Annotated in this window: 16 protein-coding genes; 15 read left to right on the top strand and 1 reads right to left on the bottom strand. The window is 52.3% G+C overall.

Translation table 11 applies throughout. The features are described from left to right. The first annotated feature begins 9 nt into the window (after positions 1–9). From NE665_RS06690 to NE665_RS06630, 13 genes are all read left to right on the top strand, one after another. Positions 10–879: a VirB6/TrbL-like conjugal transfer protein, CD1112 family gene (locus NE665_RS06690; protein WP_024724981.1), complete on the top strand. Its 870-nt coding sequence runs from the start codon at positions 10–12 to the stop codon at positions 877–879. A 13-nt stretch (positions 880–892) separates the two neighbouring features. Further along, on the top strand, positions 893–1438 hold the full coding sequence (locus tag NE665_RS06685; RefSeq protein ID WP_002589060.1) for an MT-A70 family methyltransferase: 546 nt from the start codon (positions 893–895) through the stop codon (positions 1436–1438). A gap of 14 nt (positions 1439–1452) precedes the next feature. After that, positions 1453–1908, top strand: a complete 456-nt coding sequence (locus NE665_RS06680; protein ID WP_117515823.1) for a PrgI family protein — start codon at positions 1453–1455, stop codon at positions 1906–1908. Next, complete coding sequence (locus tag NE665_RS06675) at positions 1865–4264, top strand: VirB4-like conjugal transfer ATPase, CD1110 family (protein ID WP_006059580.1); 2400 nt, start codon at positions 1865–1867, stop codon at positions 4262–4264. The genes NE665_RS06680 and NE665_RS06675 overlap by 44 nt, the downstream gene beginning before the upstream one ends. A gap of 2 nt (positions 4265–4266) precedes the next feature. Then, a complete protein-coding gene (locus NE665_RS06670; protein WP_002569211.1) occupies positions 4267–4641 on the top strand; it encodes a DUF3851 family protein in 375 nt (124 codons plus the stop codon). Beyond that, positions 4634–6343, top strand: a complete 1710-nt coding sequence (locus NE665_RS06665; RefSeq protein ID WP_117470827.1) for a CHAP domain-containing protein — start codon at positions 4634–4636, stop codon at positions 6341–6343. Before NE665_RS06670 ends, NE665_RS06665 begins: the two co-directional genes overlap by 8 nt. A 29-nt stretch (positions 6344–6372) precedes the next feature. After that, a complete protein-coding gene (locus NE665_RS06660; protein WP_002589133.1) occupies positions 6373–6624 on the top strand; it encodes a DUF4315 family protein in 252 nt (83 codons plus the stop codon). Further along, positions 6614–7366: a DUF4366 domain-containing protein gene (locus tag NE665_RS06655; protein WP_002589132.1), complete on the top strand. Its 753-nt coding sequence runs from the start codon at positions 6614–6616 to the stop codon at positions 7364–7366. Before NE665_RS06660 ends, NE665_RS06655 begins: the two co-directional genes overlap by 11 nt. A gap of 147 nt (positions 7367–7513) precedes the next feature. Further along, on the top strand, positions 7514–8212 hold the full coding sequence (locus NE665_RS06650) for a hypothetical protein (protein WP_008723343.1): 699 nt from the start codon (positions 7514–7516) through the stop codon (positions 8210–8212). Then, positions 8199–10307, top strand: a complete 2109-nt coding sequence (locus tag NE665_RS06645) for a type IA DNA topoisomerase (protein WP_040381961.1) — start codon at positions 8199–8201, stop codon at positions 10305–10307. The genes NE665_RS06650 and NE665_RS06645 overlap by 14 nt, the downstream gene beginning before the upstream one ends. After that, positions 10304–10582, top strand: a complete 279-nt coding sequence (locus NE665_RS06640; RefSeq protein ID WP_002570998.1) for a hypothetical protein — start codon at positions 10304–10306, stop codon at positions 10580–10582. Before NE665_RS06645 ends, NE665_RS06640 begins: the two co-directional genes overlap by 4 nt. Before the next feature lie 6 nt (positions 10583–10588). After that, positions 10589–13642 (top strand): LPD28 domain-containing protein, encoded by a 3054-nt coding sequence (locus tag NE665_RS06635; RefSeq protein WP_118651396.1) that lies wholly within the window; start codon positions 10589–10591, stop codon positions 13640–13642. Position 13643: 1 nt separating this feature from the next. Then, complete coding sequence (locus NE665_RS06630; RefSeq protein ID WP_008981161.1) at positions 13644–13859, top strand: transposon-transfer assisting family protein; 216 nt, start codon at positions 13644–13646, stop codon at positions 13857–13859. A 434-nt stretch (positions 13860–14293) separates the two neighbouring features. Here NE665_RS06630 and NE665_RS06625 read toward each other — a convergent pair whose 3' ends face one another. Further along, positions 14294–14722, bottom strand: coding sequence for a hypothetical protein (locus NE665_RS06625; protein ID WP_243101288.1), 429 nt, complete (start codon positions 14720–14722; stop codon positions 14294–14296). Here NE665_RS06625 and NE665_RS06620 point away from each other — a divergent pair. Then, positions 14709–15065: a TnpV protein gene (locus tag NE665_RS06620; RefSeq protein ID WP_024739421.1), complete on the top strand. Its 357-nt coding sequence runs from the start codon at positions 14709–14711 to the stop codon at positions 15063–15065. The two genes, NE665_RS06625 and NE665_RS06620, sit on opposite strands and share 14 nt — an antisense overlap. Positions 15066–15841: 776 nt before the next feature. Beyond that, entirely contained in the window at positions 15842–22825 is a 6984-nt protein-coding gene (locus NE665_RS06615) for an SNF2-related protein (protein WP_347285921.1), read from the top strand. The last annotated feature ends 1 nt before the right edge of the window (position 22826 follow it).

Genomic DNA, 22826 nt, shown 5'->3' with positions numbered 1-22826 from the left:
TGACACCGTATGGATTTCTTACTTGAAGCCCTGACAAATTGGCTGAAAGAAATGCTGGTGGGCGGCATTATGAGCAACCTTTCGGGGATGTTTGACAGTGTAAACCAGCAGGTCGCGGATATATCCGTACAGGTAGGCCAGACCCCACAGGGATGGAATGGCAGTATTTTCAGCATGATTGAGAATCTGTCCAACTCCATCATGGTGCCGATTGCAGGCGTGATCCTGGCTATCGTGATGACCGTAGACCTGATCCAGATGATCGCAGACAAGAACAACCTGCATGATGTGGACACCTGGATGATTTTCAAGTGGGTGTTCAAATCAGCCGCTGCCATCCTCATTGTCACAAATACATGGAATATCGTGATGGGCGTCTTTGATATGGCGCAGAGCGTAGTGGCGCAGGCGGCAGGGGTTATCAATTCGGATGCGTCCATTGACATTTCCTCAGTTATGACCGATCTGGAACCGAGGCTGATGGAAATGGATCTGGGACCGCTGTTCGGACTGTGGTTCCAATCCCTCTTTATTGGCATTACTATGTGGGCGTTATATATCTGTATCTTTATCGTTATTTATGGCCGTATGATCGAAATCTACCTTGTGACTTCGGTGGCTCCCGTTCCAATGGCTGCAATGATGGGTAAAGAATGGGGCGGTATGGGACAGAATTACCTCCGATCCCTGCTGGCGCTGGGCTTTCAGGCGTTTCTCATTATCGTCTGCGTGGCAATTTATGCTGTGCTGGTGCAGAACATCGCTCTGGAAGATGACATCATCATGGCAATCTGGAGCTGCGTGGGCTACACCGTACTGCTGTGCTTTACGCTGTTCAAAACCGGCAGTCTCGCAAAATCAGTCTTTCAGGCGCACTAAAGGAGGGTTCTGTATGAAAAAATATCAAATCATTTACGCAGACCCGCCATGGAACTACAAAGTATATTCCAAGAAAGGATTGGGACGCAGTGCAGAAAGTCACTATCCGACCATGAGTATCGAGGATATTTGTGCGCTGCCAGTAGGCAACTTGGCGGATAAAGACTGTGCCTTGTTTTTATGGGTCACGATTCCATGTTTACTGGAAGGTCTCTCAGTTCTGAAGGCATGGGGATTTACCTATAAAACCGTCGGCTTTGTTTGGGTAAAGCAAAATCGAAAGGCAGATAGCTTGTTCTGGGGAATGGGATATTGGACGCGCTCCAATGTGGAACTTTGTATCCTCGCAACGAAAGGACATCCCAAGCGTATAAACGCAGCTGTTCATCAGGTCATTGTCTCTCACATTGAAGAACATTCAAAAAAACCGCAGGAAGCCAGAGAACGCATTGTCTCATTGATGGGTGATCTCCCGCGCATAGAACTGTTTGCTCGTCAATCCACACCCGGTTGGGATGTGTGGGGAAATGAAGTGGACAGCTCTATTTCATTCCCATAAAGGAGGTGGATAATATGGCTTATGTACCCGTACCCAAAGATTTAACCAAAGTCGAAACCAAGGTCATGTTCAATCTGACACGAAGGCAGCTGGTCTGCTTTACCGCCGGGGCGCTTGTAGGTGTACCGCTGTTCTTGTGGCTCCGTGAGCCTGCGGGAAACAGCATGGCTGCCATGTGTATGATGCTGGTCATGATGCCCTTCTTCCTGCTGGCAATGTATGAAAAGCATGGACAGCCCCTGGAAAAGATCGTGGGCAACATCCTCAAAGTAGCTGTGATCCGTCCCAAGCAGCGTCCCTACCAGACCAATAACTTTTATGCCGTATTAAAGCGGCAGGAAATGCTCGATAAGGAGGTGTATGACATTGTTCACCGCAATGAAAAGCTGGCTGCGCCGTCTGCTGGGAAAACCGGAAGAAAAGACCGTGCATCCGGTAAAGACAAAGAAAAAGCTGTCCCGCGCCGATAAGAAGCAGATCGAAGCGGCCATTGCCCGCGCCAACCGCACGGACAAAAAAGGAAAATCGGCACAGGACAGTATCCCCTATGAACGAATGTGGCCGGACGGGATCTGCCGCGTATCGGACAGCCACTACACAAAGACCATTCAGTTTCAGGACATCAACTATCAGCTCTCCCAAAATGAAGATAAGACCGCGATCTTTGAGGGCTGGTGTGATTTCCTCAATTATTTCGACAGCTCGATTCACTTCCAGCTGTCTTTTTTGAACCTTGCGGCATCGGAGGAGACCTTTGCCAACTCCATTTCCATTCCGCCCCAGGGGGATGCCTTTGACAGTATCCGTGAGGAATATACCACGATGCTGCAAAATCAGCTGGTCAGAGGCAACAACGGTCTCATCAAGACCAAATACCTGACCTTTGGTATCAACGCTGACAGCATCAAAGCCGCCAAGCCCCGTCTGGAGCGTATTGAGACCGATATACTCAATAACTTCAAGCGTCTTGGTGTAGCCGCCAGAACATTGGACGGTAAGGAAAGGCTTTCCCAGCTTCATGCGGTATTCCACATGGATGAACAGCTCCCGTTTCAGTTTGAATGGGACTGGCTGGCTCCTTCCGGCCTGTCCACGAAAGATTTTATTGCACCAAGCTCCTTTGAGTTCCGCACCGGCAAGCAGTTCCGTATGGGCAAGAAATACGGGGCTGTTTCTTTTTTGCAGATTTTAGCCCCAGAGCTGAATGACCGTCTGCTGGCTGATTTTCTGGATATGGAAAGCTCGCTCATTGTGAGTATGCACATTCAGTCGGTGGATCAGGTGAAAGCCATCAAAACGGTAAAGCGTAAGATTACCGATCTGGACCGCAGTAAGATTGAGGAACAGAAAAAAGCAGTCCGCGCCGGATACGACATGGACATCATTCCTTCTGACCTTGCCACCTACGGCAGCGAAGCGAAAAAGCTGTTGCAGGATTTGCAGAGCCGAAACGAGAGAATGTTCCTGGTCTCCTTTTTGGTGCTGAACACAGCGGACACCCCCCGTCAGCTTGGAAACAACATCTTTCAGGCAGGCTCTATTGCCCAGAAGTATAACTGCCAGCTGACCAGACTGGACTTCCAGCAGGAAGAAGGGCTGATGAGCTGTCTGCCCCTGGGACTCAATCAGATCGAGATTCAGCGAGGGCTGACCACCAGTTCTACGGCTATCTTTGTACCATTCACCACACAGGAATTATTCCAGAACGGCAAGGAAGCCCTGTACTACGGCATCAATGCCCTGTCCAACAACCTCATCATGGTGGATAGAAAGCTGCTGAAAAACCCCAACGGCTTGATTTTGGGTACGCCGGGTTCCGGTAAGTCTTTCAGCGCCAAGCGTGAGATTGCCAACTGCTTTTTGCTTACCAATGATGATGTCATCATCTGTGACCCGGAAGCGGAGTACGCACCTCTGGTGGATCGTCTGCATGGGCAGGTCATCAAGATCTCGCCTACCTCAACCAACTACATCAATCCGATGGATCTGAACCTGGACTATTCGGATGATGAAAGCCCGCTGTCCCTCAAGTCTGACTTTATCCTCAGCTTGTGTGAGCTGATCGTGGGCGGTAAGGACGGATTGCAGCCGGTGCAGAAAACCATCATCGACCGTTGTGTGCGTCTGGTCTATCAGACCTACCTCAATGACCCGCGCCCGGAGAATATGCCCATACTGGAGGACCTATATAACCTGCTCCGTTCACAGGAGGAAAAGGAAGCCCAGTATATCGCCACGGCCCTTGAAATCTATGTAACCGGCTCCCTCAATGTGTTCAATCACCAGAGCAATGTGGACATCAACAACCGCATTGTCTGCTATGACATTAAGGAGCTGGGCAAGCAACTCAAGAAAATCGGTATGTTGGTGGTCCAGGATCAGGTGTGGAACCGCGTTACCATTAACCGCGCTGCCCACAAGTCCACCCGTTATTACATCGACGAGATGCACCTGCTTTTGAAGGAGGAGCAGACCGCCGCTTATACGGTGGAAATCTGGAAGCGATTCCGCAAATGGGGCGGTATTCCGACAGGTATCACCCAGAATGTCAAAGACCTTTTGAGCAGCCGCGAGGTGGAGAACATCTTTGAAAACTCCGACTTCGTGTATATGCTCAACCAGGCAGGCGGAGACCGTCAGATTCTCGCCAAGCAGCTGGGCATTTCCACGCACCAGCTTAGCTATGTGACCCACTCCGGTGAGGGCGAGGGCCTGCTGTTCTATGGCTCCACCATCCTGCCCTTCGTTGACCACTTCCCGAAGAATACTGAGCTTTACCGCATTATGACCACCAAACCCCAGGAACTGAAAAAGGAGGATGAATAACTATGAAACAGAATATTTGCGAACTTGATACCATGATTTTTTTCCGTGAGGCATTGGAGGCTCACGAATTCATGTTGCTTCCGGTAATGGCCTCCGCTGTTGTTGAGTGTCGTACCGCTGACAAAGAACTCAAAACCTTGAATGAGGATGGCGAAATTGGTCTTGCCCGTCTCTTTTCGATTTGGGCGAATATGATGTGTGCCCCTGGTGCAGCAACCATTGTAGGGTGCAGACCTATCACAATGCTCTCTGAGATTCTGGCGCAAGTCCATGCGTATCTCACCGTGCATCCGCTATATGATCCGGAAGGTTTGGCCCTCTATGTGGAGCTGCACCACATGATGGATGCCATCCTAATGGGTGATTGGTTTGAATAAAGAGCCGCGCCTGCGCTTTACTGATGAGGAACGGGCTGACCCTGCACTGGAAAAGCCGATCCGCAAAACGGAGAAAGCTACGGCCAGAGCAGATAAGGCGCAGGCCAATATTCCAAAGAAAAAAGTCAGACAGACGGTCATTGACCCGGACACCGGGAAAAAGACCTCGAAGCTGACCTTTGAGGACAAGAAAAAACCACCTTCCAAACTTTCTCAAGGGGTTAAGGAAGCTCCCGTCCATCTGGTCGCGGGCAAGTTTCACAAAGAGATCCGGGAAACAGAACAGGACAATGTGGGCGTGGAAAGCGCCCACAAGTCCGAGGAGGCGGTGGAGACCAGCGCTTATCTGGTGCGGGAGGGCTATCGCAGCCACAAGCTGAAGCCGTACCGCAAAGCAGCCCAGGCCGAGCAGAAGCTGGAAAAGGCAAATGTAAATGCCCTGTACCAGAAGTCCCTACGGGAAAATCCTCAGTTTACCAGCAACCCTCTCTCCCGCTGGCAGCAAAAACAGAGTATCAAAAAGCAGTATGCCGTCGCCAAGCGCACCGGTCAGACTGCCGGAAATACCGCCCAGGCTGCGTCCAAAACCGGAAAAGCCGCAAGGACGGTAAAAGAAAAGGCACAGCAGGCAGGGGCATTCGTCATGCGCCACAAGAAGGGCTTCCTGATGGCAGGGGTTTTTTTCCTCATCGCCTGTATGCTGATGAATACCATGTCCTCCTGCTCTATGATGGCACAGAGTATTGGTTCTGTAATTTCCGGCACTACCTATCCATCGGATGACCCGGAAATGCTGGCGGTGGAGGCAGATTATGCAGACAGAGAAGCTCGGTTGCAGGAGAAAATCGACAACATCGAAAGCAGCCACCCAGGGTATGACGAGTATCGCTATAACCTGGATATGATTGGCCATGACCCCCATGAGCTGGCGGCAGTTCTCTCTGCTGTCTTGCAAGGCTATACACGCCACAGCGCACAGGCAGAGCTGGATCGTGTGTTTGATGCACAGTATCAGCTTACGCTGAGAGAAGAAATTCAGATTCGCACTTACACTGACGAAGATGGTGATGAGCATGAATATGAATATCGTATTCTCCATGTAACTTTAACAAGCCGTTCCATTGCCTCTCTTGCGCCAGAACTACTGACTCCGGAGCAGATGGAGATGTACCAGGTCTACCGACAGACTATGGGCAATAAGCCGCTGTTATTTGGTGGCGGTTCTCCCGATACAGGTGTTTCTGAAGATTTGACTGGTGTTGAATTTATCAATGGCACCCGCCCCGGCAATCCGCAGCTGGTGGAACTGGCGAAAAGTCAGGTGGGCAATGTGGGAGGACAACCTTATTGGAGCTGGTACGGCTTTGACTCCCGTGTGGAATGGTGTGCCTGCTTTGTATCATGGTGCTATGGTCAATCCGGTCGAACGGAACCACGCTTTGCTGGTTGTCAGTCTCAGGGTGTTCCGTGGTTCCAGTCTCATGGACAGTGGGGCGCACGAGGATATGAAAACATCGCCCCCGGTGATGCCATTTTCTTCGATTGGGATCTGGATGGTTCCGCAGACCATGTGGGAATTGTTGTCGGCACCGATGGCAGCCGTGTTTATACCGTGGAGGGAAATTCCGGCGATGCCTGCAAGATCAAAAGTTATGACCTGAATTATCAGAGTATCAAGGGCTACGGCCTGATGAACTGGTAACAGAGATTTTTTAGAAGGAGTGATAGACGATGGCAAAGAACAAAATTGAACGCATTGACCAGGAGATTGCTAAGGTCCGCGAGAAGATCGCAGAGTATCAGGAAAAGCTCAAGGCGCTGGAGGTACAGAAAACCGAGGCAGAAAATCTGGAGATCGTCCAGATGGTGCGCGCACTGCGTATGACCCCGGCTCAGCTGAGCGCCATGCTGTCCGGAGGCACAGTTCCCGGCAGTTTTGCTGATGACAACAACGAACAGGAGGAAAACAGCTATGAGGAATAAACGATTGCTCCGAACACTTTCCGCCCTTTGCCTGACGCTGGTGCTGGCATCGGGCTTTACCGTTCCCGCTTTTGCCCAGGGCGCAGCGCCGCCCCCGGCAGAGGATACCACCAATGACAGCAATGTGGTGGTGGAAGAAACGGAAAAAGCACCTCCGCTGACCCCGGAGGGCAACGCCGCTCTGGTGGATGATTTCGGGGGCAATAAACAGCTCATTACCGTTACCACCAAGGCGGGCAACTATTTTTATATCCTGATCGACAGGGCCAACGAGGATAAAAAGACTGCTGTTCACTTTCTGAACCAGGTGGATGAAGCGGACCTGATGGCGCTGATGGAAGATGGAAAACCCAAAGAGGAGCCGCCTGCTGTGTGCAGCTGCACGAAGAAATGTGAAGCAGGGGCAGTTAATACGGCCTGTCCGGTCTGTGTAACTGATAAGAGTAAATGTACGGGAAAAGCACCGGAACCTCCGGCAGAAACACCGGAGCCGGAAAAAGAGAAGCCTGCCGGACTGAACCCGGCTGCGCTGATCCTTCTGCTGGCTCTGCTGGGCGGCGGTGGCGTATTTGCCTACTTGAAGCTCGTTAAGAATAAGCCTAAGACCAAGGGCAATGACAGTCTGGACGATTATGATTATGGTGAGGAAGATTCCGAGGAATGGGAAACCGAAGATGAGGAAGTCCTTGAGGATGGTTTTGAGGGTTCTGACCCTAATGAGGAACGCGATAGAGCAGATTGAACCATTTGAGCGTAGCGTATTTCAAATCATTGCGGGATAAGGGACAGAGGACAGGGAGAAATTCCTGTCCTCTGCTGCTCTACTCACTCTCTTACTGTAAATCCACACCCAAAATCAGCACATGGTCAAAGAAAGGAGGACCTCACAATGAACACATGGAACTGGTTATTACACTTTCTGATTATTTTTGATCTGGTCGCCTTCGGAATTTACTTTGGAGGAGACATTCTTTTCACTGCTATCAGCAAAGTTCAAAAAAAGTCAAAGAAGGACGATGACTTGGATCTTTATGATTTTGAAATTGAGACCGCACCCCAAAAGCGCTCTTTATGTGTGGACTCAATCCGAATGCTTTATTCTGGTGAGATAGATGAATTTGTGGAAAAGGAACTGTTGCCTGATGCAGCGGAGACCATGAACGCTTTATCTGAAGCTGAAAAAACAGCAGTTAGCCTGTTACTAAAAGCTTATATCGGTTTTTTGAGCGAAGAAGCAACGGTAGATGAACAAAGTTTTCCCATGGTTAAGGAACTGTTGTCTTATACACAGGGCAGCAAAGAAGATGGTGAAAAAGATGCCATAGATTGTCTGATGGAAGATACGGTCAGCAGAACCCACAGACATCGAGAATATTACAACAATTATCAACGCTATCAACTGATGCAGGTGGATAAAGAGCGTGTGATTATGGCCTGCAATATCATAATCAATGATTTGATTGGCAGGTTGTACCGATATGATTATCGCTTTGGCTATGACATTACACTTGCCTCAGAACACAGCATTGCAAAAAAACTGTCTGATAATTGGCAGAATGAATGGGAGGCTGAAGATGATGAGATATAAACTGGTAATCGCTGAAAAACCATCGGTTGCACAAAGTCTGGCTGCGGTAATCGGTGCAACTGCTCGTAAGGATGGGTATCTGGAGGGTAACGGCTGGCGTGTCAGCTGGTGCGTGGGCCATCTGGCTGGTCTTGCGGATGCAGACAGTTATGATCCCAAGTATGCCAAGTGGCGATATGATGACCTGCCTATCCTGCCGGAGCATTGGCAGATGGTGGTGGGAAAGGATAAGAAAAAGCAGTTTGATATTCTCAAAAAGCTGATGAACGCCCCAGATGTGACCGAAGTGGTAAATGCCTGCGATGCCGGACGCGAGGGCGAGCTGATCTTCCGCAGCGTCTATGAGCTGGCAGGCTGCCAAAAGCCGATGAAAAGGCTCTGGATTTCTTCAATGGAGGACTCCGCCATAAGGGAGGGCTTTGCAAACCTGCGTCCAGGTGTAGATTATGATGGACTTCGGAAAGCTGCTCTCTGCCGTGCCAAGGCCGACTGGCTGGTAGGGATCAATGCCACAAGGCTTTTTTCCGTGCTGTACCACCGCACCCTCAACATCGGGCGCGTGATGTCCCCAACGCTGGCACTCATTGTCCAGCGAGAAGCTGAAATCGACACATTTAAGCCGGTTCCTTTTTATACCGTGGCGCTGGAGCTGCCCGGTCTTACCGTATCCGGGGAGCGCATAAGTGACCGAGCAAGCGCAGAGCAGCTGAAAGAAGCTTGCCAGGATGCAGCTGTCACAATCAAAAAGGTGGAGTGCAAGGAAAAGTCTGAAAAGCCGCCTGCCCTCTATGATCTGACTACTCTGCAAAGAGATGCCAATCGCCTGCTTGGATTTACAGCCCAGCAGACCCTGGACTATCTGCAAAGCCTGTATGAAAAGAAGCTCTGCACCTATCCCCGTACTGACAGCCGCTATCTGACCGGTGATATGGCAGACAGCCTGCCGGTGCTGGTGAATCTGGTTGCCAATGCTATGCCGTTTCGCAAAGGGATCGCCATTACCTGTGATCCGCAGACGGTCATCAACGATAAGAAAGTAACCGACCACCACGCAGTAATTCCCACCCGAAATCTCAAGGATGCAGACCTTTCTGCCCTTCCTGCGGGAGAAAAAGCAGTGCTGGAGCTGGTGGCCCTGCGTCTGCTGTGCGCCGTGGCCCAGCCCCATATCTATTCGGAAACCGTTGTGATTGCAGCGTGTGCCGGTGGGGAATTTACCACCAAAGAAAAAACGGTGAGGCACCCCGGATGGAAAGCACTGGAGGACGCTTACCGTGCCAAAACGAAGGATGCAGAGCCGAAAAAAGAGGGTGCAGAGAAAGCCGTGCCAGAGCTGACTGAAGGACAGACCCTTTCGGTTTCTGCGGCAATCGTCAAAGAAGGCAAAAGCAGTCCGCCCCAGCACTTTACGGAGGACACCCTGTTGTCCGCGATGGAGACTGCCGGAAAAGAGGATATGCCGGAGGATGCCGAGCGAAAAGGTCTGGGAACACCGGCCACTCGTGCCGGTATTTTGGAAAAGCTGGTATCTGCCGGTTTTCTGGAACGAAAAAAGAACAGGAAAACGGTGCAGCTTCTCCCTTCCCACGATGCAGTCTCCCTGATCACAGTCTTGCCGGAACAGCTGCAATCGCCGCTTCTGACTGCCGAGTGGGAGTACCGCCTGGGAGAGATCGAGCGCGGGCAGCTTGCCCCGGAGGAGTTTCTAGACGGGATCAGCACCATGCTGAAAGATCTGGTGGGAACTTATCAGGTCATCAAAGGAACTGAGTACCTGTTCACTCCGCCCCGTGAGGTGGTGGGCAAATGCCCTCGCTGCGGCGGTGAAGTTGCAGAACTGCAAAAAGGCTTCTTCTGTCAGAATGATTCTTGCAAATTTGCAATCTGGAAAAATAACAAATGGTGGGCTGCCAAGAAAAAACAGCCGACCAAGGCTGTGGTGTCTGCACTGCTTAACGATGGCCGTGTCCGTGTGACGGGGCTATATTCGGAGAAAACCGGCAAGACCTACGATGCCACTGTGGTTTTGGAGGACGATGGACAGTACGCCAACTTCAAGCTGGAATTTGATCAGCGGAAAGGAGGCAGCCGATGAAGCTCTCTTTAGTGGAACGGGAAACCATTCTCCTTTATAACCAGGCAGAACCAATGGCTGAGGTCTACACCCACGATCCCCGTCTGATGGAGAAGCTGGAACTGCTGGCAAAAAAGCACCCCGACCAGATCACCCGAAAGGACGCCCATAACTTTACCGTCCCAAAGCGGTGTGTATCAGTCCGGGAGCCATATAGCGCAGAACGCCGCAAAGCCGCCAGTGAGCGTGCGAAAGCTGCCGGATACCAGCCCCCTGTGAGAAAGTCCAGCAGTTAAAGGCACATGGCAGAGAATGTATTTGAAGCAGTCAAGCAGTCGGTCAGCACCAGAGATGCGGCAGCGTTTTATGGGATCGAGGTCAAACGAAATGGCATGGCCTGTTGTCCCTTTCACGATGATAAGAACCCCAGCATGAAGCTGAACGAGGAATATTTCTACTGTTTCGGCTGCGGAGCTACTGGCGATGTGATCGACTTTACCGCAAAGCTCTTTGACCTCTCCCCAAAAGAAGCGGCAGAGAAATTGGCACAGGACTTTGGCCTGATCTATGACAGTCAGGCCCCTCCCCGCAGGAGGTATGTCCGGCAGAAAACCGAGGCACAGCAGTTTCGTGAGGATCGGCAGCGGTGTTATCGCGTACTGTCCGATTACTACCATCTGCTGAAAAAATGGGAGAGCGACCATTCTCCCCGGACACCGGAGGAGAAACCGCACCCCCGCTTTGTGGAAGCAATCCATAAGAAAATCTATGTGGAGTACCTGCTGGATCTTTTTCTTTATGAAAGTGAAGAAGAACAAAAGGCATGGATTGCAGAACACACAGCAGAAATCACACACTTGGAAAGGAGATTGAAAATCATGGCTGAGAACAAACCCACCAACCGAGAGCGGCTAAGGGAAATCACAGACGGCATCGAGCAGGGCATCAAGGAACTGTTTGAGAGTGAAAAGTATATGCGCTATCTGTCCGTTATGTCCCGCTTCCACCGCTATTCGGTAAACAACACCATGCTCATCTATATGCAGAAGCCGGACGCCACTTTGGTAGCCGGATACAATAAGTGGAAAGCCCAGTTTGAGCGTCATGTTAAAAAGGGAGAACATGGCATTACCATCATCGCCCCCACACCGTACAAGAAGAAAATCGAGGAGCAGAAACTGGACCCGGATACCAAGGCTCCGATTTTGGATAAAGACGGAAAGATCATCACAGAGGAAAAAGAAATCGAGATCCCCATGTTTCGCCCGGTCAAGGTCTTTGATGTGAGCCAGACTGATGGGAAACCTTTGCCGGAGCTTGCTTCCTCCCTTTCCGGAAATGTGCCAAATTATGAGGCATTCATGGAGGCCCTGCGCCGCAGTGCGCTGGTGCCGATCACTTTTGAAGCAATGGCCGCCGATACGGACGGCTATTTTTCTGCCGATCATCAGAAAATTGCCATTCGCCAGGGCATGAGCGAGGTGCAGACGGTTTCGGCCACGGTTCATGAGATTGCCCACAGCAAGCTCCACAATCAGAAAAAGATTCAGATTGCCAATGACGAGCAATATCAGGAGATCGAGCTGTTTGATAAACCCGGTCTGTTCTCCAATGGGCGGATTGTCCGTGATAATCTGCCGGAGGACGTTTATTGCTATGACCTGCGCGGTTCTGACTACGACCCCGGAGAGCAGGTCTGTGTAGAAGAACGAGTGGTTGTAAACCATGCAGGTTCCGTTCTGCTGACAGAGCCGTTGGAGCTGGCGGAAGATGGACGCCTGATGCTGACCGAGGAAGAAGGGCTGAATTTTGTTGGCGGCTTTTCTACCCTCGCCCAGTTTTTGCAAGAACAGAGGAAAGACCGCCACACGGAGGAAGTGGAGGCTGAAAGCATCTCCTATGCAGTCTGCAAGTATTTTGGCATCGAGACCGGAGAAAACAGCTTCGGCTATATTGCAAGCTGGAGTCAGGGCAAGGAACTGAAAGAGCTGAGAGCCAGTTTGGAAACCATCAACAAGACCTCCGGCACTTTGATCTCTGACATTGAGCGCCACTATAAGGAAATCTGCAAAGAGCGTGGAATTGACCCCAATGCAAAAAAAGAGCCGGAAATGGCGGTTCTTGATGCGGAGGCAAACCAGCAGGAGGCTTTGTTTCTAATTGACGATGCCACCTATCTTCATATCCAGCCTTGTGACAGCGGCTGGGACTACACCATTTACGATGCCGCGTCCATGAAAGAGCTGGATGGCGGTCAGCTGGATATGCCGGAGCTTTCCCGCATGAAGGCAGTTCTCCAGATTTGTGATGACAACGATCTGGACAGAGACTCTGTAAAATACGCACCGTTGTCCATGATCGAGACTTTGCAGGAAGCTGCCTACCAGCAGATGCAGGCAGAGGCCAGTCAGATGACTGCTTCTTCTCAGCTGCCGGAAGCACAAGAGCAGGCGCTGGATGAATACCCTATGCCTGATGAGCAGGTATCCACACCGGATATGCAGGAATACGGCTACTTCTATGATGGGATGCTCCCTGTCACCAGAGAACGGGCGCTGGAACTGGATGCCGCTGGTTTGACCGTCTATGTGCTGCATGAGGACAATACGGAGAGCATGGTGTTTGACCCGCAGGAAATCATGGATCATGGCGGTCTTTTTGGCGTGGACCGTGAGGAATGGGAGAAAAGCCCTCAGTTCCACGAAAAGGTCATGGAGCGTCAGGAACATCAGCAGGAACGAGAACAGGCATTTCTCTCCCAGAATAGAGATTGCTTTGCCATCTATCAGGTAAGCCGTGACGATCCGCAGAATGTGCGCTTTATGAATCTGGATTGGTTAAAGTCCCATGACATTTCCATAGACCGCAGCAATTATGACCTAATCTACACCGCTCCGCTGAGTGAGTCTGGCACTGTGCCGGAGCAGCTGGAAAAACTCTATCAGCAATTCAATCTGGAAAAACCCGTGGACTTTCACAGTCCCTCCATGAGCGTCAGCGACATCGTTGCGATCAAGCAGGACGGTAAGGTATCCTGTCATTACTGTGACAGCGTTGGTTTTACCCAGATCCCCGGATTCTTGCCGCAAAATCCGCTGAAAAATGCGGAAATGGCCATGGAGGACGATTACGGCATGATCGACGGTATCATCAACAATGGCCCAAAAGAGCCGACCGTGGCAGAGCTGGAACAGCAGGCCCGAAGCGGTCAGCCCATTTCCCTGATGGACTTGACTGACGCCATTCATCGGAAGGAACGGGAAAAGAAAAAGTCCGTCATGGAGCAGCTGAAAAGCCAGCCCAAAGCAGAACACAAAAAGACAGCGCAAAAAAAGAGCGCAGAAAGGGAGATTTGATATGGGAAACTTTACTTTTGAGGAAATGAACCTGATGTGCATTTACAATACCGGCAGCCGCACCGGGCTGATCGACAGCCTGCGTGAAATGCGCGGCGAGCTTTCGCCGGAGGAAACGGAACTGAGGGAGCTAACCGACAGCGCCCTTACGAAGCTCTGTGCGATGACCGATGAGGACTTTGACCAGCTGGAGCTGTACCCGGATTTTGACCAGTAAACACCATAACCGCAGGGATGGGGTGGCAATTTGCCACCCCACCTTTTACCCCAAAACTGAAAGGAGGACAGAATACCATGCCAACCAAAGCTGAACTATATGCACAGATGGCGGACAAGGTGGCAACACAGCTCACGGGGAGCTGGCAGGAATGGGCAGAGTTTCTCACCACTGCTTCTCGCCTTTACAAGTACCCGTTCCATGAGCAGCTGATGATCTACGCCCAGCGACCGGACGCTACCGCCTGTGCAGAGTACGATTTGTGGAATGAAAAGATGGGCCGATATGTAAGGCGCGGTTCCAAGGGAATCGCTCTGGTGGATGATTCCGGGGACAGACCTCGCCTGCGTTATGTCTTTGACATTTCAGACACCGGAACCCGTGAACATTCCCGCACTCCCTGGCTGTGGCAGCTGGAGGAGCGCCATCTGGATTCAGTGCAGGCCATGCTGGAGCGCACCTATGATGTTTCCGGTGATGACCTTGCAGGACAGCTTACCGAGGTAGCCGGAAAACTGGCTGAGGAATACTGGACGGAGCATCAGCAGGACTTCTTCTATATCGTTGACGGTTCCTTTTTGGAGGAATATGATGAGTATAACATCGGAGTGCAGTTCAAGGCAGCCGCCACCGTCAGCATCACTTACGCTTTGATGTCCCGCTGCGGACTGGAGCCGGAACGCTACTTCGACCACGAAGATTTCATGGCGATCTTTGATTTCAACACCCCGTCCACCATCGGGGCGCTGGGAACAGCGGTCAGCCAGATCAACCAACAGGTGCTGCGGCAGATCGGCGTCACCGTCCGAAATGCAGAGCGCGAAGCCAACCAAGAAAGGAGCAAACAAGATGAACAATCCCATGACCTATATCCAGAACGGAGACTATCTGATTCCCGACCTGAAGCTGAGCCAGCAGCCGGAGAAACCTCTGGGCAAGTACGGCAGGATGAGGAAAACCTACCTGAAGGAACACCATCCCATCCTCTACAACCAGATGTTGCTGAGCGAGAAGCTGTACCCGCACCTTCTGGAGATCGACGAGACCGCCCAGAACAGACTGGAGCAGATGATACCCCAGCTGGCGAAGGAAGCAGGAGCCACCGAGGAACTGAAAGCCAGCGATCCCATGAAGTGGGTGGGGCTGATGAACACCTGCAAAGCCCAGGCAGAGGAAATCCTGATGGCGGAGCTTATCAACAGCTGACCCTAAACCTGTTCCTCTCCGAAGCGGAACAGATCCAATCCATAGATGAAGCAGAGAATGTAGCGCATACATCCTCTGCTTTTTCTTTTACCCAAAACGACATTGACCATGTGCTGCGTTTGGGCGGCAATACAGACCGCCAGAGGGAGTGTGTGGTTGCAGCCTTTGAAAAGCAGAAAACCACCGCTGAGATTGCCGAGATACTGAAAACGCTGTACCACGGCGGCAACGGCCTTGGTAGTGTGAGCGCATGGTATGCTGAGGATGGTATCCATCTTTCCCACGGGAAGTCTGTCCGTTATGACAGGTCTGCTCAGGTTGTTTCCTGGGAGAGCGCCGCAGAGCGTATCGGGGAGCTTTTGGAGAGCGGCCAGTTTGCCTCCAATGTGGAACTTGCAGAAGCGGCAGGCTATGAACGCTCCCTCCTTGCCACAAAGTTCTGGAACCTATATCACGATCTCAGTGAGGACGCCAGAGAAGCCGGATATTTGTCCTGCCTGTCAGAGATCAAAGGCAATGGGTTCCCGGAGGAGACCCACCGCCTGACGGAGCAGTTGAATGACCCGGCTTTCCGCCAGACACTCAAGGAAGAATACGCCGCCTTCTGGACTGCCTATCAGCAGGACCGTGACCTGTTGCGCTTTCATTACCATAGGCCAAGGGAAATCTGGGAGAACCTGAAAGACCTTGACCTGCCCCGCAGGACTTTTTCTTCGGACCTTTCCCAAGTGCCAACCGTCCAGCATTTCATTACAGAGGATGAGATCGACACCGCCATGACCGGCGGCAGCAGTTTTGCCGGAGGAAAAGGCCGTATCTATGCGTTCTTCATGGAAAACCATACGGATAAGGAAAAAGTGAGATTCCTTAAAGACGAGTATGGCATTGGCGGACGCTCTCATGCCCTGTCCGGCGCAACACACAGCGGCGAAGATCACGATGGGAAAGGACTGCACTATAAAAAGCAGGACTGCCCGGATGTTCACTTGAACTGGGAAAAGGTTGCCAAGCGCATTACCTTACTTGTCCAGAAAGGCCGCTATCTTACCGAACAGGAACAGGCGCAGTATGACAAAATCCAGGCTGAAAAGGAATTGGCCGAAGAAGATGCCATCCAAGCCCAGCAGCCGGAGGTGGAGGAAGAAACGCCAAAGCCTACCCTTCGGGAGCAGTTTGAGCAGTATAAGCCTGTGGTGACTGCCGCCATATCTGAGGATGTGGCATATCGAAATGCCTGCGGTCATTCCGACCGTGAAAATGCTGTCATCGAGGGCAATGCCGCTGTGCGCCGTGCGGTTCTTGGCTCTAAGGATATGGAGCTGATCCGCCTTTATTCGGATGTGCCGGAGTTCCGCCAGCGCCTGCACCGGGAAGTGATCGACGAAACCTATCCAAAGCTCCATGAGCTTCTGCGCCCTCTTTCTCAGGAGGATATTGACAAAGCTCTCTGTGTTTGGAACGGCAATATCGAGAGTAAACACGCTGTCGTCCGTTATATGAAAGACCATGCAAGAGAGAAGGATACAGCTGCATGGCTGGCTCAGGAATACGGTGGCAGCAACAGCCCGTTCGTTGTCCGTGCCGGAAGCCCGGAGGAAACACAGCTGCCCTGGCCGAAGGTACAGCGCAGGCTTGCCCAGCTGATTCAGGAGGACCGGTTCTATACCGAAGAAGAACAGGATCGTTTTGACAATATCGACCCTATCGCCATCCGGGAAGCTCTGGAAGAAAGAGGAATCGTCAACGGACAGGTGACAGACCCGGAAAAACTGGACAATGATCCGTTTATCCAACAGGTGATGTCGGATGCCGAGCAGATCGCAGCTGCCGAGACAGAACAGACTTTCGAGGTTTCCATTTCCGATGAGGAATATGATGCAGTTCGCCGCCCGACTCCGCGAAGAACCTCCTATGATCCTGCCGCCCCGGTTTATGCCGTGGGCGATACCGTGTATATCGAGGATGACGCCTATCAGATCACCGAGCTGCGGGATGACACCGTGCAGCTTCTGCCTACCGGCATGGTATATCCCATCTATCGGGCAGAGCGCAAAGAACAGTTCGAGCAGCTGCTTCGGGCAGACCGCCGCAATGCTTACTATACCGAGTTTCTTCCCATTGACCCGGACAAGGCAGATCAAGACTTGCGGGATGTATTGTCCCATGGACTGATGGATGAAGCAGATAAACAGCAGCTTTCCACGCTACTGCAATCCGGCAGGAGCAACAGCGAGATCGCCTACTGGCTGAGTAGAAACTATCCCCGTGAGATCGAGACCCTGAATCTGGAGACCGGCGATATTGCCGATTACCGTACCACGACACAGGGCATGGAGCTGGAAGTCATGGATGCAGAGGAAAAGCGTCTGGCTGTGCTGTATTTCCGCTGGGATGAGGTTGCGCCTTTGCTGCGCGGGATGTATGCCCGTCAGCTGGATGGCTTTGGACAAGAACAGCCCCAACCGTCTGCTGAATCCCCGGCCTTTCATTCCGAGACCGTGGCCGTCTATCCGGGCGATAAGAACCATCTACCTTATGATGTGGTGGTGGAACGGTTGCATATTGAGGAGCCGGAGCCGCCAGCCCCTGTAACAGAGCCGGAGAAAACCTTTGAGGAAGTTCTGGATGAACACCCGGTTTCCATTCAGGTCAACGGCCAGTGGCAGACCTTCCCCAATGCCAAAACTGCCGAGGAAGCCTCCTATGAGGAATACAAGGCTAACCTGCGCCGCAATGCACAGAACTTCCGCATTACCGATGAGCATTTGGGTGAAGGCGGTCCAAAAGCCAAGTTCCAGGCAAATGTTAATGCCATTCGTTTGCTGAAAGAGCTGGAATCTGCCGGACAGCAGGCAAGCCCCGAACAACAGGAGATTCTTTCCCGTTATGTGGGCTGGGGCGGTCTTTCAGATGCCTTTGACCCGGAAAAACCGGCATGGGTTTCCGAGTATGCCCAGCTGAAAGAGCTGCTGACCCCGGAGGAATATGCCGCCGCCAGAAGCTCCACCCTCAATGCCCATTACACCAGCCCTACGGTTATCCAGGCAATCTATGAAGCGGTGGGGCGCATGGGCTTTGAGACCGGAAATATTTTGGAGCCATCTATGGGTGTGGGCAATTTCTTCGGTATGCTGCCGGAGGAAATGCGAAACAGCCGTTTGTACGGTGTGGAGCTTGACCCGGTTTCCGGGCGTATCGCAAAGCAGCTCTATCCCAAGGCGGACATCACAGTAGGCGGCTTTGAGACCACTGACAGGCGGGACTTCTTTGACCTTGCCATCGGCAATGTGCCTTTTGGTCAGTATCAGGTCAATGACAAAGCCTACAACAAGCTGAATTTCAACATTCATAATTACTTTTTCGCCAAAGCACTGGATCAGGTGCGTCCCGGCGGTGTGGTAGCTTTTGTGACCTCCCGCTATACCATGGATGCCAAGGATTCCACCGTGCGCCGCTATCTTGCCCAGCGTGCCGAGCTGCTGGGAGCGATCCGTCTGCCTAATGACGCGTTCAAAAAGAATGCCGGTGCCGAGGTTGTATCGGACATTATCTTTCTCCAAAAGCGGGACCGTCCGCTGGACATTGCACCAGAGTGGACGCAGACCGGCATTATCAGGGTTCCCGCAAAGTCGCAAGACTTTGTGGGAGAAGGAGGAGCGACGGAGCAAGCGAGCTTTTCGCCGCAAGGCGGAAACGAGCAGGCGCAGTCCGCGACGACGCAGGATGGGTTTGCCATCAACCGGTATTTTATCGACCACCCGGAAATGGTGCTGGGCAGACAGGAGCCGGTAAGCACTGCTCATGGTATGGACTACACCGTGAACCCTATCGAGGGACTGGAGCTTTCCGACCAGCTGCATGATGCTGTGAAGTACATTCATGGCACTTATCAGGAGGCAGAGCTGCCGGAGCTGGGCGAAGGCGAAGCTATTGACACCTCCATTCCTGCCGACCCCAATGTGAAGAACTATTCCTATGCCATTGTAGACGGGCAGGTGTACTACCGGGAAAACAGCCGTATGGTGCGCCCTGACCTCAACGCCACCGCCGAAGCCCGCGTGAAAGGTCTTGTGGGACTGCGTGATTGTGTGCAGGAACTGATCGACCTTCAGATGGATGCAGCGGTTCCAGACAGCACCATTACCCAAAAGCAGGCGGAACTGAACAGCCTCTATGATAGCTTTTCTGCAAAATATGGCCTTATCAATGACCGTGCAAACCGACTGGCCTATGCAGACGATTCTTCCTATTACCTGCTCTGTGCGCTGGAAGTCATCGACGAGGACGGGAAACTGGAACGTAAGGCAGATATGTTCACCAAGCGGACCATCAAGCCCCATCAGGCGGTGGCTGTGGTGGATACGGCAAGTGAAGCACTGGCGGTGTCCATCTCGGAAAAAGCCTGCGTGGATATGGACTATATGAGCCAGCTTACCGAAAAAACAAAAGAAGAACTGGCCGGAGAGCTGCAAGGCGTAATCTTCCGTGTACCGGGACAGTTGGAGCAGGACAGAACGCCCCATTATGTGACTGCTGATGAATACCTCTCTGGCAATGTACGCCGAAAGCTGCGTCAGGCACAGCGGGCAGCACAGCAGGACCCGGTTTATGCAGTCAATGTGGAAGCTCTTACCGCCGCCCAGCCCAAAGACCTGGATGCGTCGGAGATCGAGGTGCGTCTGGGCGCTACCTGGATTGACAAGGAATATATCCAGCAGTTTATGTATGAGACTTTTAATACCCCGTTTTATCTCCAGCGCAGTATCGAGGTCAACTATTCGTCCTTTACCGCTGAATGGCAGATCAAGGGAAAATCTTCTGTATCCTACAACGATGTGGCAGCTTATACCACCTATGGGACCAGCCGCGCCAACGCCTACAAGATTCTGGAGGATTCCTTAAACCTGCGGGATGTCCGCATCTATGACACCATAGAGGATGCGGATGGAAAAGAGCGCCGCGTGCTGAACGCCAAGGAGACCACTCTGGCTGCCCAAAAACAGCAGGCTATCCGGGAAGCCTTTAGGGACTGGATCTGGAGAGACCCGGAGCGCCGCCAGACTTTGGTGCGCCAGTACAACGAGGAAATGAACTCTACCCGTCCCCGTGAATATGATGGCAGCCACATCACTTTTGGAGGCATGAACCCGGCCATTACCCTGCGGGAACACCAGAAAAGCGCTATCGCCCATGTGCTGTATGGAGGAAATACCCTGTTGGCACATGAAGTAGGCGCAGGCAAAACTTTTGAAATGGTAGCTGCTTCGATGGAAGCCAAACGCCTGGGACTGTGCCAGAAATCTCTCTTTGTGGTTCCAAACCATCTGACAGAGCAGTGGGCGTCGGAGTTTCTGCGTCTCTATCCTTCCGCCAATATCTTAGTCACCACCAAAAAGGACTTTGAGACCCATAACCGAAAGAAGTTCTGCGCACGTATTGCGACGGGTGATTATGATGCCATCATCATGGGACACAGCCAGTTTGAGCGTATCCCCATCAGCCGGGAGCGTCAGGAACGGCTTCTCTATGAACAGATCGACGAGATCACTGAGGGGATTGCAGAGGTACAGGCCAGTGGCGGCGAGCGTTTTACCGTCAAACAGCTGGAGCGTACCAGAAAGTCTCTGGAAGCCAGACTGGAAAAGCTGCAAGCCGAGGGGCGAAAAGACGATGTGGTAACCTTCGAGCAGCTGGGTGTGGACCGTTTGTTTGTGGACGAGGCCCACAACTATAAAAACCTGTTTCTATACACAAAAATGCGGAATGTGGCTGGTCTTTCCACATCGGACGCGCAGAAATCCTCCGATATGTTTGCCAAGTGCCGCTATATGGATGAGATCACCGGAAACCGTGGCGTGATTTTTGCCACCGGCACCCCGGTCAGCAACTCCATGACCGAGCTTTACACCATGCAGCGTTACCTTCAGTATGAACGCCTGCAAGAACTGAACATGACCCACTTCGACTGCTGGGCTTCCAGATTTGGGGAGACCGTCACAGCATTGGAGCTGGCACCGGAAGGCACCGGCTACCGGGCAAGAACGAGATTCAGCAAGTTCTTTAATCTGCCAGAGCTGATGAACCTGTTCAAAGAAGTGGCGGACATCAAGACCGCCGACCAACTGAACCTGCCCACCCCGGAGGTGGAATACCACAACATCGTGGCGCAGCCTACCGAACATCAGCAGGAAATGGTGAAGGCACTCTCTGAGCGCGCTTCCGAAGTACACAGAGGCAGTGTGGACCCGTCGGTGGATAATATGCTCAAAATCACCTCGGATGGCCGCAAGCTGGGACTGGACCAGAGGATCGTCAACCAGATGCTGCCGGATGAACCTGGCACAAAGGTCAATCAGTGCGTGGACAACATCATGCAGATCTGGCGGGATGGCGAAGCTGACAAGCTGACCCAGCTGGTGTTCTGCGACATTTCTACACCGCAGGCAAAAGCTACTGCAAGCAAGGCGGCGAAAACGCTGGATAATCCACTGCTTCACGCACTGGAAGGTGCCGTGCCTCTGCCGGAGCAGGAACCGACCTTTACGGTATATGACGATATTCGTCAGAAACTCATTGCTCAGGGGATGCCTGCCGACCAGATCGCTTTTATCCATGAAGCCAACACCGAAGTGCGGAAAAAGGAGTTGTTCTCTAAAGTCCGTACCGGTCAGGTGCGTGTCCTTTTGGGCAGCACCGCCAAGATGGGCGCAGGCACCAATGTGCAGGACCGTCTGGTGGCACTTCATGACCTGGACTGTCCGTGGAGACCGGGAGACCTTGCCCAGCGCAAGGGCCGTATCGAGCGCCAGGGTAACCAGAATCCTCTTGTCCATGTGTACCGCTATGTGACCGAAGGAACCTTTGACGCATACCTCTGGCAGACGGTGGAGAATAAGCAAAAATTCATTAGTCAGATCATGACTTCTAAATCGCCGGTACGCTCCTGCGATGATGTGGATGAAACCGCCCTCAGTTTTGCAGAGATCAAGGCTTTGTGTGCCGGAGATCCCCGCATCAAGGAGCGTATGGATTTGGATGTGGAGGTATCCCGCCTGAAGCTGATGAAAGCCGACCACCAGAGCAAGCAATATCGTCTGGAGGACCAGCTGCTCAAATACTTCCCGGAGGAGATTGAAAAGCACAAGGGCTTTATCAAGGGCTTTGAATCTGATCTGGAGGTTTTGGCAGCTCACCCGCACCCGGAGGACGGCTTTGCCGGTATGGAGATCCGTGGAGATCTGCTGACCGATAAGGAGAACGCCGGTGCTGCCCTTTTGGATGCCTGCAAGGAGGTCAAAACCTCCGATCCGGTACAGATCGGCAGCTACCGGGGCTATGCCATGTCCGTGGAATTTTCCGCTTGGAAACAGGAATATACGCTCCTGTTGAAAGGCCAGATGACCCACAGGGCAACCCTTGGTACAGACCCTCGCGGAAATCTTACCCGCATCGACAATGCCCTCGCCCAGATGCCACAGCGTCTGGAGGCGGCAAAGGCCCAGCTGGATAACCTTTGTCAGCAGCAGGCTGCCGCAAAGGAGGAAGTTGGAAAGCCATTCCTTTATGAAGAAGAACTGAGAAGCAAAAACGCCCGTCTGGTGGAGCTGGATACCCTGCTCAACATCGACGGAAAGGGACCGGCACACGATGAAGCTGTCGTTGCCAAAAGCACACGGCCTTCGGTATTGGATCATCTGAAACGCCCGGTGCCGCCCCGCAGTACTGACAAGAAACCAAAACAACATGAGGAGGTGCGATAAC

Source organism: Clostridium sp. DFI.1.208, assembly GCF_024463855.1.
Lineage (GTDB): Bacteria > Bacillota_I > Bacilli_A > Erysipelotrichales > Erysipelotrichaceae > Clostridium_AQ.
This window is presented reverse-complemented; position numbering and strand designations above follow the sequence as displayed.